Genomic DNA, 13050 nt, shown 5'->3' with positions numbered 1-13050 from the left:
TAGAAGTAGACTGAATAATCTCTTTCACTGGTGATTATTCAAGTCAAGGTAAAATTTGCGAGTTCAAGCGCGAATTTTCGGCGAATGTCGTCTTCACGTTAGAGACAATAACCAGATTGCTTGGGGTTATATGGTCAAGTGAAGAAGCGCATACGGTGGATGCCTTGGCAGTCAGAGGCGATGAAAGACGTGGTAGCCTGCGATAAGCTTCGGGGAGTCGGCAAACAGACTTTGATCCGGAGATCTCTGAATGGGGGAACCCAGCCATCATAAGATGGTTATCTTGTACTGAATACATAGGTGCAAGAGGCGAACCAGGGGAACTGAAACATCTAAGTACCCTGAGGAAAAGAAATCAACCGAGATTCCCTTAGTAGTGGCGAGCGAACGGGGACTAGCCCTTAAGTGGCTTTGAGATTAGCGGAACGCTCTGGAAAGTGCGGCCATAGTGGGTGATAGCCCTGTACGCGAAAATCTCTTAGTCATGAAATCGAGTAGGACGGGGCACGAGAAACCTTGTCTGAATATGGGGGGACCATCCTCCAAGGCTAAATACTACTGACTGACCGATAGTGAACCAGTACCGTGAGGGAAAGGCGAAAAGAACCCCGGAGAGGGGAGTGAAATAGAACCTGAAACCGTATGCGTACAAGCAGTGGGAGCCCACTTTGTTGGGTGACTGCGTACCTTTTGTATAATGGGTCAGCGACTTATTTTCAGTGGCGAGCTTAACCGAATAGGGGAGGCGTAGCGAAAGCGAGTCTTAATAGGGCGTCTAGTCGCTGGGAATAGACCCGAAACCGGGCGATCTATCCATGGGCAGGTTGAAGGTTAGGTAACACTGACTGGAGGACCGAACCGACTACCGTTGAAAAGTTAGCGGATGACCTGTGGATCGGAGTGAAAGGCTAATCAAGCTCGGAGATAGCTGGTTCTCCTCGAAAGCTATTTAGGTAGCGCCTCATGTATCACTGTAGGGGGTAGAGCACTGTTTCGGCTAGGGGGTCATCCCGACTTACCAAACCGATGCAAACTCCGAATACCTACAAGTGCCGAGCATGGGAGACACACGGCGGGTGCTAACGTCCGTCGTGAAAAGGGAAACAACCCAGACCGTCAGCTAAGGTCCCAAAGTTATGGTTAAGTGGGAAACGATGTGGGAAGGCTTAGACAGCTAGGAGGTTGGCTTAGAAGCAGCCACCCTTTAAAGAAAGCGTAATAGCTCACTAGTCGAGTCGGCCTGCGCGGAAGATGTAACGGGGCTCAAACCATACACCGAAGCTACGGGTATCACGTAAGTGATGCGGTAGAGGAGCGTTCTGTAAGCCTGTGAAGGTGAGTTGAGAAGCTTGCTGGAGGTATCAGAAGTGCGAATGCTGACATGAGTAACGACAATGCGAGTGAAAAACTCGCACGCCGAAAGACCAAGGGTTCCTGCGCAACGTTAATCGACGCAGGGTTAGTCGGTCCCTAAGGCGAGGCTGAAGAGCGTAGTCGATGGGAAACAGGTTAATATTCCTGTACTTCTAGTTACTGCGATGGAGGGACGGAGAAGGCTAGGCCAGCTTGGCGTTGGTTGTCCAAGTTTAAGGTGGTAGGCAGAGTGCTTAGGTAAATCCGGGCGCTTAATGCCGAGAACTGATGACGAGTCGTCTTTTAGACGATGAAGTGGTTGATGCCATGCTTCCAGGAAAAGCTTCTAAGCTTCAGGTAACTAGGAACCGTACCCCAAACCGACACAGGTGGTTGGGTAGAGAATACCAAGGCGCTTGAGAGAACTCGGGTGAAGGAACTAGGCAAAATGGCACCGTAACTTCGGGAGAAGGTGCGCCGGTGAGGGTGAAGGACTTGCTCCGTAAGCCCATGCCGGTCGAAGATACCAGGCCGCTGCGACTGTTTATTAAAAACACAGCACTCTGCAAACACGAAAGTGGACGTATAGGGTGTGACGCCTGCCCGGTGCCGGAAGGTTAATTGATGGGGTTAGCGCAAGCGAAGCTCTTGATCGAAGCCCCGGTAAACGGCGGCCGTAACTATAACGGTCCTAAGGTAGCGAAATTCCTTGTCGGGTAAGTTCCGACCTGCACGAATGGCGTAACGATGGCGGCGCTGTCTCCACCCGAGACTCAGTGAAATTGAAATCGCTGTGAAGATGCAGTGTATCCGCGGCTAGACGGAAAGACCCCGTGAACCTTTACTGTAGCTTTGCACTGGACTTTGAGCCTGCTTGTGTAGGATAGGTGGGAGGCTTTGAAGCGTGGACGCCAGTCTGCGTGGAGCCATCCTTGAAATACCACCCTGGCATGCTTGAGGTTCTAACTCTGGTCCGTTATCCGGATCGAGGACAGTGTATGGTGGGCAGTTTGACTGGGGCGGTCTCCTCCTAAAGAGTAACGGAGGAGTACGAAGGTGCGCTCAGACCGGTCGGAAATCGGTCGTAGAGTATAAAGGCAAAAGCGCGCTTGACTGCGAGACAGACACGTCGAGCAGGTACGAAAGTAGGTCTTAGTGATCCGGTGGTTCTGTATGGAAGGGCCATCGCTCAACGGATAAAAGGTACTCCGGGGATAACAGGCTGATACCGCCCAAGAGTTCATATCGACGGCGGTGTTTGGCACCTCGATGTCGGCTCATCACATCCTGGGGCTGAAGCCGGTCCCAAGGGTATGGCTGTTCGCCATTTAAAGTGGTACGCGAGCTGGGTTTAGAACGTCGTGAGACAGTTCGGTCCCTATCTGCCGTGGACGTTTGAGATTTGAGAGGGGCTGCTCCTAGTACGAGAGGACCGGAGTGGACGAACCTCTGGTGTTCCGGTTGTCACGCCAGTGGCATTGCCGGGTAGCTACGTTCGGAAGAGATAACCGCTGAAAGCATCTAAGCGGGAAACTCGCCTCAAGATGAGATCTCACTGGAGCCTTGAGCTCCCTGAAGGGCCGTCGAAGACTACGACGTTGATAGGTTGGGTGTGTAAGCGCTGTGAGGCGTTGAGCTAACCAATACTAATTGCCCGTGAGGCTTGACCATATAACACCCAAACAATCTGACGATTGTTGTTATAAGGTGAAGTCGACTTAGCCGAAAATTGGCCAGAACTTGCAAAGCCTTATCACATACCCATTCGGGGTCGCGTCCTAGACGATACCCCAACCGAATTGCTTGACGACCATAGAGCGTTGGAACCACCTGATCCCATCCCGAACTCAGTAGTGAAACGATGCATCGCCGATGGTAGTGTGGAGTTTCTCCATGTGAGAGTAGGTCATCGTCAAGCACCTATACCAAACCCCCGATCTTCGCAAGAAGGTCGGGGGTTTGACTTTGCGCGACGGAAAAGTTGGTGCGGCGATATAAAGCCCTGGCAACGCGGACGGTCCAAGAATGGAGGCCAAGGTGCAATGGCACGGCTTGCCAGGGCGACTTGTAGGGGCGACTTCAGTCGCCAAGCAGTCCGAAGGACTGCCACGCCTATGAGAACAAGGCTGCTGCGGTTTCTCTCTTAACTCTGGAAGAGCCCCCGGACTGAAGTCAGGGCTACGTCCTGAGTCGAAGAGCCCCCGGGCCGAAGTCCGGGCTTCACCAGGGTGATAGGCCAGTGGATCACCATTTTCAGCCCGTTTCGAACCTGTTAATGGCAAATCGGGTCACAGTCAGGCAGACCCATTGCCGCTGCGCTCGTCTAGAATAGGCGCGAATCCATATGAGCCCCCTGTATGCCTGACTCGGCCGATCTCCGCCCGTTGTCCGAACGCCCTTTAGAGGAGTTGGTCGCCTGCCCGGAGTGCGACCTGCTGATGCATCGTCAGCACGTTGAAGAAGAACACAAGGCCTGCTGCCCGCGCTGTGGCTATGAACTCATCGTTCACCGTGCCCATATGGAGCGCCGCGCCCTGGCCTTGGTGCTGACCGCATTGATGCTCTACGTCCCGGCGAACTTCCTGCCGATCATGAAGCTCAACCTGCTCGGCCAGACGACCCAGGACACCATCTGGAGCGGCGTGCTCGGCCTCTACCACAGCGGTATGGATGGCGTAGCCGTCCTGGTCTTCCTCTGCAGCATGGTCATTCCGCTGCTGAAGCTGCTCTGCCAGCTCGCGGTGCTGCTGTGCATCCGCTGGCAGGTCATGCAGGGGCTTGGCCTGCAGCTTTATCGCCTTTATCACCACATGCGTGAGTGGGGGATGCTCGAGGTCTACCTGATGGGCATCCTCGTCAGCATCGTCAAACTCATCGACATGGCCGACCTGCACCTGGGCGTTGGCCTCGCCTGCTTCATCGGCCTGCTGCTGTCGCAGGTGTGGTTGGAAGTCACCATGTCCCCGCACCAGGTGTGGGACTCACTCGACGCCGGAGGTCACGCCAATGAGAGCGCTTGATGCCGGCATCCTCGTCTGCGGTGACTGCCACCAACTGAATCGCCCGGACCAGCACGACGACGCCCCCACCTGCACTCGCTGCGGCTCGCGCCTCCATGAGCGCCGGCCCAACAGCCTGATCCGCACCTGGGCGCTGCTGCTCACCGCTACCATCCTCTATATCCCGGCCAACGTGCTGCCGATCATGACGGTGAACTTCTTCGGCAACGGCTCGCCCTCCACCATCATGGAAGGCGTGATCGAGCTGATTCACGCCGACATGCTGCCCATTGCCCTGGTGGTCTTTACCGCCAGCATCCTGGTGCCCACCTTCAAGCTCGTCGGCATCGCCCTGCTGCTTTACTCCGTGCAGAGGCACCAGCCCATGTCGGCCAGGCAACGCATCCTGATGTACCGCTTCATCGAATGGATCGGTCGCTGGTCCATGCTGGATATATTCGTCATCGCCATCCTCGTGGCGCTGGTGAACTTCGGCAACCTGGCCAGCATCGAAGCCAATCCCGGTGCGGCCGCCTTTGCCAGCGTCGTGGTCCTGACCATGACCGCAGCAGTAACCTTCGATCCCCGACTGATCTGGGACAACACCGATATGGACGACGAGAATGGCTGACCTGCCAAAGCCCAAGACGAAGAAAACCACCAACTGGTCGGCCATCTGGGTCCTGCCCCTGATCGCCCTCGGCATCGGCCTCTGGCTGGGCTGGAAGTCGATGAACGATGCCGGTATCGACATCAAGATCTACTTCGAGAACGGCGAAGGCATCCAGGTCGGCAAGACCCAGCTCATGTACAAGGGCATCCAGGTCGGCAAGGTCACCGACCTGCACGTTAGCGAAGACATCAATGGCGTCGTCGCCACGGTCGAAGTGCTCAAAGAAGCCGAGCCTTACCTGAGCAAGGAAACCCGCTTCTGGCTGGTTCGCCCACGCGTGTCCCTCGCCGGTGTCACCGGCCTGGAGACCCTGGTCTCCGGCATCTACATCGCCATCGACCCGGTGAAAGGGGAGCCCGAGCGCAAGTACCACGCGCTGTCCGAACCGCCGCCGCTTTCCGACAACCTGCCCGGCCTGCACCTCACCCTCAAGGCCGAGCGTCTCGGCTCCCTGGAGCAGGGCAGCCCCGTCTACTACCGGCAGATCCAGGTCGGTCAGGTGAAGAGCTACGAGCTGGCCGAAGACCAGCGCACGGTCGAGATCAAGGTGCACATCGAGCAGCCCTATGCCCAGCTCGTACGCAAACACACCCGCTTTTGGAACGCCAGCGGCCTCAATGTCACCGCCGGCCTGTCCGGGGTTAAGATCCGCACCGAGTCGCTGCTCAGCATGGCCGCCGGCGGCATCGCCTTCGCCACTCCCGAGAACCGCCAGGACAGCCCGCCCACGGATTCCACCATCCCGTTCCGCCTCTACGACGGTTTCGAAGCCGCCGAAGCCGGCCTCAAGGTCATGCTGCGCATGGAAGACGTAAGCGGCCTCAACCCCGGCAACACCCCGGTCATGTACAACGGCGTCCAGGTCGGCACCCTGAAGAAGCTCGACATGGACAAGAACTTCGCCGGCGCCACCGCCGAGCTGACCATGGAGCCGCGCACCGAGGAGTTCCTGGTCGAAGGCACCGAGTTCTGGACGGTCAAGCCCTCCATCTCCCTCGCCGGCATCAGTGGTATCGAAGCCCTGGTCAAGGGCAACTACATCGCCGTGCGCTTCGCCAAGAGCGGTACGCCTACCCGCGAGTTCACCGCTCGCCCCAAGGCCCCGCCGCTGAACACCGACGCCCCCGGCCTGCACCTGGTACTCACCAGTGACAAGCTCGGCTCCCTCGATGTCGGCAGCCCGATCCTCTACAAGCAGATGCGCGTCGGCAGCGTGCAGAGCTACCAGCTCTCCCGTGACCAGCAACGCGTCGTGGTTGGCGTCCACATCGAGCCGGAGTTCGCCAAGCTGGTGAACGAATCCACCCGCTTCTGGAACGTCAGCGGCGTCAGCATCAAGGGCGGCCTGTCCGGTGTCGAGGTGAAGAGCGAGTCGCTGCAGACCCTCCTGGCCGGCGGTATCTCCTTCAGCACGCCGGATTCCAAGGCCACGCCGGTGACCAAGCCGCGTCGCTTCACCCTCTATGACAACGAGAACCTTGCCCTCGGCAAAGGCACGGTGGTCGAGGTCCGCATGACCCAGGCCGATGGCCTGCGCGAAGGCACGCCCGTGCGCTTCAAAGGTCTGGATGTCGGTAGCGTCGAGCGCATCACCCTGGCCGATGACCTGGGCGGCGTCGTGGTCACCGCGCGCATCACCGAGGCGGCCGATCGCATCGCTCGCACCGGCACCCAGTTCTGGGTGGTCAAGCCCGAGCTCGGCCTGGTACGTACCGCCAACCTCGACACCCTGGTCAGCGGCCAGTACCTGGAAGTGCAGCCCGCCTCGGCCAAGGGCCCGATGCAGACCAAGTTCACCGTACTCAGCGAACCGCCGTCGGCCATCGCCCGCGAAGAAGGCCTGCGTATCGTCCTCAGCACCGCACGTCGTGGCTCCATCAAGCCCGGCGTGGTGGTCAGCTACCGCGAGGTCCCGGTGGGCAAGGTGGTGCGTTTCGAGCTGGGCAAGACCGCTGATCGCGTGCTCATCCACGTGCTCATCGAGCCGCGTTATGCCTCCCTGGTACGCAGCGGCACGCGCTTCTGGAACGCCAGTGGCGTGGGCATCGATGCCGGCCTGTTCAAGGGCGTGAAGGTGCGCACCGAATCCCTGGAGGCGCTGATCGAGGGGGGCATTGCCTTCGCCACGCCGGACAACGCCCAGATGGGCGCACCGGCCATCCCCGGGCAGACCTTCGCTCTGCATGACGAACTCAACGAAGAATGGCTGAAGTGGGCACCGAAGATATCCATCGAGAAGTGATCCACCCAGCATGAAAAAGGGCCGCATCTGCGGCCCTTTTTCGTTACTGCGGCTTCAACTCACGCCGGCTCGGCTTCCTCGCTGGCAGCCGGGGTTTGCTGGCTGGCCTGCTCGCGGCGCTTGATGAACTTCCAGTCCGCCTCGTCGATGTAGATGCCGTTGGGGCCGCTGCCCCCTTCCAGGTCGATGGCCACGTCGGCCGAAACCTGCGGCTTCACCGAGGCCAGGATGGGCGTGAAGCCCAGCTGGGCGCTGGTCTCGATCAGCGCCTGCTGGTTGCGCTCGTCGATGTCCGCGGCCTCGTCCAGGTAGTAGGGGAGGCGGATGCGGCCGGCCTGCTCGCGGTCCATCAGGTGCAGCAGCAGGTACATGTTGGTCAGCGCCTTGATGGTCATGGTGGTGCCGTTGGAGGCGGCGCCATCGATGTCCGTGTGGATGATCGGCTGGCCATGCACCTTGGTGATCTCGAAGGCCAGCTCGAACAGGTCCTTCAGGCCCAGCTGGTTGCCGTTGGCAGCCACCAGGCGCGCCAGGTACTCCTTGGCTTCCTCGTTCTTCGCATCCTGTTCGGAGGATTGCGACAGGTCGAACACCGACAGGGTCTCGCCTTCCTCGTACTGGCCGGCACTGTGGATGATCTGGTCGATGTGGCGCAGCGCATCCTTGTTCGGCGCCAGCACGATACGGAAGCTCTGCAGGTTCGACACCTGGCGCTTGTTGATCTCGCGGTTGAACAGCGCCAGCTGGTGTTCCAGGTTGTCGTAGTCGCTGCGGATGTTGCGCAGGGTCCGGGCGATGTCGGTGACCGCCGCACGGCGCGCCTTGGCCAGGGTCAGGGCCTCGTCCTGGCGGTGGGCGTAGGCGTTGATCAGCAGTTGCAGGCGACGCTCGGTGTCGTCCTCGCTGTCGAATTTGGCCACGCCCTTCAGGCGTACCTGGGCGTAGAGCGCCTCGATCTGGCCATCGATGCGCTGCAGCGCCTGCCAGGTGTCCTGGTAGTCGTTGAGCAGTGGCAGCAGGTTGTCGATGCTGTCGTCCACCGGGTCGGTGAAGGGCGTGCCGAAGGGCAGGTCGGCCGGCAGCAGTTGGCGACGGCGCAGCGCGTCTTCCAGGGTGCGTTCCTTGGCTTCCAGGTCGGCCAACTGACGGCCCACCAGCTGCAGCTTGGCGGAGAGCTGCTGGACGCGTTCGGTAAAGGCATCGCTGGAGCGCTTGAGGTCATCCTGCGCGGCTTCGCGCTGGGCCAGCAGTTCCATCTTGCCGGCTTCCTCGGCAGACAGCGTCTGGGCCTTGCGGAAGTCTTCCAGGGCCTTCTGGGCATCCAGTACGGCCTGGTACAGCTGCTCGGCCTGGGCCTTGCTCGCGGCGCGGTCGGAGGCGACCGACTGCTGGGTCTTGAGTTGCTTCAGCTCGCGCTCCAGGCGGTCCTTCTGGTCGCGCAGGGCAGCGCGGTCGGCCAGGGCCTGCAGGGCTGGCGGTTCGATGCTGGACAGGTCGATATCCAGGCCGGGCACCTGGAAGTGCTCGCCCTTGAAGCGGTCGAGAATGGCTTCCAGGGATTTCACCCAGGCGTCTTCTTCATCCAGCTGAATGCCTTTCTCGCCCAGGGGCAGGCTGAACAGCTGGCCGTTGAACAGGCGCATCAGGCGGTCGACGTCGGCCTGGGAGAACTCCTCGCGCAGGCGCGAGTAGCTGTTGTTGTCGGCGTGATCGAGCTGCTGCTTCACCGACTTCAGGCGTTTTTCCAGGTCGCGCAGGCGCTCGTCCAGGTCCTCCGAGGAGAACTGGCGGGATTGCGCCAGGGCACCGGCCAGTTCGTCGTGGGCGTCCTTGGCGGCCAGCAACTGCTGCTCCAGCACCTTGATGTCGTTGACCAGGGCGAAGCGGTTCTTCAGCACCGCCAGCTCGCCCAGCCAGCGCTGGATCTCGCTGATCTCGCGTTCCAGGCGCATCAGCTCCTGGGTACCGCCGCGTTGCTCGTGCTGCAGGCCGTCCTGCTCGTTGCGGTAATGCTCGGCCTGGATCACCAGCTCCTCGCGGCGAGCGCCGGAGTAGTCGTGCCAGGTGCCCAACAGGTTATCCAGCAGGGGCGAAAGGCGGTGCAGCTTGCCGCGCAGGGTCTCGCGCTGGGTCACGCCGTTGGCCAGTGCCTCCACCAGCGGGCCGGCGGCCACCAGGGCCTGGTAGTCCTGCTCCATGCGGCGCACGTCGCGGAAGGCTTCCTCGGTGGCGGCGATGTAGTCGACGCTGCCCGAACGCAGGCTGTGCTCGAAGGCATCGAGGAACAGCTGCTTGAGCTTGGCTGCGGTGATCTCGCGCATGTGCAGCAGGTTGATGAACAGCGAACGGAAGGTCTTCAGGCTCTGCTCGCTGGTGGAGCGCAGCGGGATCAGCGTCAGGTCCAGCGGAATGGACGTGTGACCGCCCACCAGCAGGCGGCGCAGTTCGTCCGGCTTCAGCTCGTAGGCCTTGATGCCCTCGCGCTCGAGGTTGTTGAACAGCTCGCGCTGACGCAGGCAGGTGCCGTTCTTCTGGTAATGATCCAGGTCCAGGCTGCCTTGGTAGGCGAAGAACTGGTGGCCGAAGCCGCCGCCCGGGCCGCGACCGGCAACACCGATCACGTGGGGGCCGTGGGGCAGGGAAACTTCGACCAGGATGTAGCTGGTGTCGGTGGCGAAGTAGAACTTGCGCGACTGCTCCTGGCTGTACTTGCCGAAGCTCATGTCCGACATGCGCGCCAGGATGGGGAACTGCAGCGCGTTGATCGACGCGGATTTACCCAGGTTGTTGGCGCCGTAGACCGACAGCGGGGTTTCCAGCGGGAACAGGCCAAGGCTGTAACCAGCGGTGTTCAGCAGGGCGAAGCGGCGGATGCCATAGCGTTCCTGGCTCATGCGTCCATCTCCTGCGCGGCGCGCTCTTCGGCCATGGCGCGGGCCAGGGCATCTTCATCGGATTCAACGGCGGCCGGCTCATCGACCTCCAGCGAGATGATGGGCTCTTCGCCCTCGTCGTCCATCAGCACCGGCGCTTGCAGGGCCAGGTCGCTGCTGTGCAGGTTGGCGGCCAGGTCGCGGTCGTGCTGCACGGCCAGGCACACATCGAGGAAGCGGTGCATGGGCGGCAGGAAGCGGTAGATGCCGTTGCTGTCCTCGGCAAAGCCGAGCTGGGTGAGGCGGCGGATGACCTTCTCTTCCAGCTCTTCATGGGTGGTCACCTCGGCCTGCAGGAACAGGTCGCGGTACTTCTCCAGCAGCGCGGGCAGTTCATCGCGGCCGATGCTGCCGCCGTCGAGCACGGAAAGCGGGTCACGGCCCTGGTCGGCCAGGTGTTCCACCAGGATGAAGGTGAACAGCGCCAGGCGCTGGGCGGTCTTGTTCACCTGGGCGCCCATCTGCTCGGGCACGAAGTAATAGAAGCCACGGGGGTCGCACACCAGCTCGAAGCCAAGGGCCTTGAACAGGGCGCGGTACTGGTCCTGCATGGTGGACAGCTGGGCGTAGCATTCCGGCTCGCTGCGCGAGAGGTGATAGCCCTTGAACAGCTCGCGGAAGATGGCCGAGAGCTGGGTCATTTCGGTGAGATTAAGATGCATGTTTTTCGCTCTTGATGAGGGCGAAGGAGCTCAGGCTGACCTGATGCTCCGCGGTGAGGTAGTCGCGGCGTTCCAGGCGGTCGCGCTGGAAGCGGCTTTCGCGGGAAAGGCGGGAGAACCAGTAAAGCAGCTCGTCGGTGGCGCCTTCCGGCTCCTGCTCCAGCAGCCAGGCCATGAGGTCCGGCAGCGGCAGGGCCTGCTCGCAACGGTCGATCATTTCCCGGGCGGTACGCGGTGCGCGCGGCGCTTCGCCACGACGGCCGCCGGAGGCCTTGGGGAAGTGCGCCGGCTTCGGCTCGAAGCGCGCCAGGGCGTAGACATAGGCCTCCACCTGCGAGGCGCTGCCGAGGAAGGTGCTCTGCGGCCGGGTGAACAGCGGCAGCGCCGCCTGGGGCACGGCGTCCAGGCCCTTCTTGCGGATCACCGACAGCGCCAGGGCGGCACCCCGGGTCACGGCGTTGTGCCGGCGCGCTTCCTCGCGCAGCGGCAGCAGCAGCTCGCGGGCCTTGCGCAGGGTCAGCTGGGCGGTGGTCTGCATTTCCAGGATGCGCGCGTGGGTGCGCAGCAGCAGGTCGTCGTCCACCAGTTGGCCGAGGCGCTGCTGCTCGCCGAGCAGCTTGAGCAGCACCTGCTCGACACGGCGCACGCCCTGCTCGAAGGCGCCATCGGCGGCCACCAGCTGGATCATCGGCTCGACGTATTCGTCCCAGGTCGCCAGGACCTCGGCATAGCGCTGGCGCAAGGGAATCTGCCGGTCGCTGGTCTTGGCCCGTTCGGCCACGGCCACCAGGGCCTGTTCGTCGTTGTCGAGCTTCTTCAATACATCGCGCACGCGCATGTCGAGCAGGCGCAGCTGGCGCGCCAGGTCGTTGCCGTCGCGGATCTCGAAGGCTTCCTGGATGTAGCCAGCCAGGCGCTCCAGGTGGCGCAGATAGGCTTCGATCTCCAGGCACAGGCCGAGGCGGTGCTCACGGCGCAGGTAGGCGAGGAAGTCGTGGATCTGGGCGTTCAGCTCGAAGCGGTTGGGGCTCTTGGCCACCGGCACCAGGATGTCCAGGCGGATCCACTGGTCGAGCAGCGCGGTAACGTCCGTGGGCGTGCCCTGGGGCAACTGGGCCCCGAGCTGCAAGCGCAGCTCGGCCAGGCTCAAGGTGCCGGCATCGAAGCGCTCGCACAGCGGCTCCAGCAGCGCCCAGTGTTCGGCGAGGGCGCGCAAAACGCGTTTGGGTTCGATCATCGGGGGAGACGGTCCCTGCCTAAGGAAAAAGACGCGATTGTACTGCATGACCGCCGGCTCGACTCAGCCCGAGCTGATCAAAGGACGGCTGGTTCGCACGCCGGCGGACGGGAGGGATGGAACGCATTGAAAACGGCCAGGTAACGCCCGGGTTTGCGCCGCCGCGGCAGGCTCAGCTCTGGCGGAACAGCCCGATCAGGTGATCGGCAATGGCGGCCTTGATGGCGTTGACGTTGAGCTGCGAGGTATGGCCCAGGCGCTCGGTATTGATGCGGTGCAGGTGCAGCGAGGGCATGCGTGCTTCGTACTCGCGCAGGTCGCCTTTCACCAGCACCGGCAGGAAGTGGTCGTTCTTCGCCTGGTAGCGCTGGATCAGCAGCTTCAGGCCTTCCTGGAACGGCAGCTCGCGGGAGGCGGCCAGGCGGTGCTCACCGGGGATCTTCAGGTACAGGCCGGAATAACCCATGGTCTCGCCGGGCAGGATGTGGATGCCGGTGGGCTCCACCGCCTCGGGCGGGATTTCGTTGAAGGTGTCGTGCCACGCCTGCTCGTCGGGGAGGATGGTGATGCTGCCGTGCTCCTCCTCCGGCACCACGAAGCTGTAGTTGCTGTAGAGCTTCTCTACATAGCCGGAATAGACGCACAGGCGGTTTTCGAAGCGCAGCAGGAAGTCGATCGCCTGCTGGCGGTCGGTAATGGCATCCAGGTCCCAGGCGAGGTCGCTCTGGTTCTGCAATTCGTCCCAGTGTGAATCGGAATCGGCTTTGGAGTTGGCGTTCATGGACTCGGTCAATACGGCATCTGATCTGTAACAAGGCAGAAAACATGCCAGGCAATTCAAGGGCTTGGAATGGGGCTGGAGCGTGCTCCAGCTCACATTCGACATTCTAGAGCGGTCGCAATCTGACGAGGATGGTCACTTGTCGGACGGATGCAGGAAATTCTGGAGGC

The 13050-nt window shown here is 61.4% G+C and carries 7 protein-coding genes and 2 rRNA genes; 5 read left to right on the top strand and 4 right to left on the bottom strand.

Annotated elements, in window-relative coordinates; genetic code table 11:
• Positions 1–132: 132 nt before the first annotated feature.
• The 5 genes from PI990_RS27210 to PI990_RS27190 all read left to right on the top strand — a co-directional run bounded on the left by PI990_RS27210 (position 133) and on the right by PI990_RS27190 (position 7267).
• Positions 133–3024: ribosomal RNA gene (locus tag PI990_RS27210) — 23S ribosomal RNA — on the top strand.
• Positions 3025–3155: 131 nt separating this feature from the next.
• Positions 3156–3271 (top strand): 5S ribosomal RNA (gene rrf / locus PI990_RS27205).
• 439 nt (positions 3272–3710) lie between these two features.
• On the top strand, positions 3711–4373 hold the full coding sequence (locus PI990_RS27200) for a paraquat-inducible protein A (protein WP_031288080.1): 663 nt from the start codon (positions 3711–3713) through the stop codon (positions 4371–4373).
• A complete protein-coding gene (locus PI990_RS27195) occupies positions 4360–4983 on the top strand; it encodes a paraquat-inducible protein A (protein WP_271659042.1) in 624 nt (207 codons plus the stop codon). Before PI990_RS27200 ends, PI990_RS27195 begins: the two co-directional genes overlap by 14 nt.
• Positions 4976–7267 (top strand): PqiB family protein, encoded by a 2292-nt coding sequence (locus PI990_RS27190; protein WP_271659041.1) that lies wholly within the window; start codon positions 4976–4978, stop codon positions 7265–7267. Before PI990_RS27195 ends, PI990_RS27190 begins: the two co-directional genes overlap by 8 nt.
• A 59-nt stretch (positions 7268–7326) precedes the next feature.
• Here PI990_RS27190 and mksF read toward each other — a convergent pair whose 3' ends face one another.
• From mksF to PI990_RS27170, 4 genes are all read right to left on the bottom strand, one after another.
• Positions 7327–10161: an Mks condensin complex protein MksF gene (gene mksF / locus PI990_RS27185; RefSeq protein WP_271659040.1), complete on the bottom strand. Its 2835-nt coding sequence runs from the start codon at positions 10159–10161 to the stop codon at positions 7327–7329.
• The gene (mksE, locus tag PI990_RS27180; RefSeq protein ID WP_271659039.1) at positions 10158–10862 is read right to left on the bottom strand and encodes an Mks condensin complex protein MksE; all 705 of its coding nucleotides are present in this window, start codon (positions 10860–10862) and stop codon (positions 10158–10160) included. The genes mksF and mksE overlap by 4 nt, the downstream gene beginning before the upstream one ends.
• Positions 10852–12099: an Mks condensin complex protein MksB gene (gene mksB / locus PI990_RS27175; protein ID WP_184487340.1), complete on the bottom strand. Its 1248-nt coding sequence runs from the start codon at positions 12097–12099 to the stop codon at positions 10852–10854. Before mksB ends, mksE begins: the two co-directional genes overlap by 11 nt.
• Positions 12100–12271: 172 nt before the next feature.
• Complete coding sequence (locus PI990_RS27170; protein WP_021220394.1) at positions 12272–12880, bottom strand: hypothetical protein; 609 nt, start codon at positions 12878–12880, stop codon at positions 12272–12274.
• Positions 12881–13050: the final 170 nt, after the last annotated feature.

This window comes from Pseudomonas sp. TUM22785 (assembly GCF_028198105.1).
Classification (GTDB): domain Bacteria; phylum Pseudomonadota; class Gammaproteobacteria; order Pseudomonadales; family Pseudomonadaceae; genus Metapseudomonas; species Metapseudomonas solani.
This window is presented reverse-complemented; position numbering and strand designations above follow the sequence as displayed.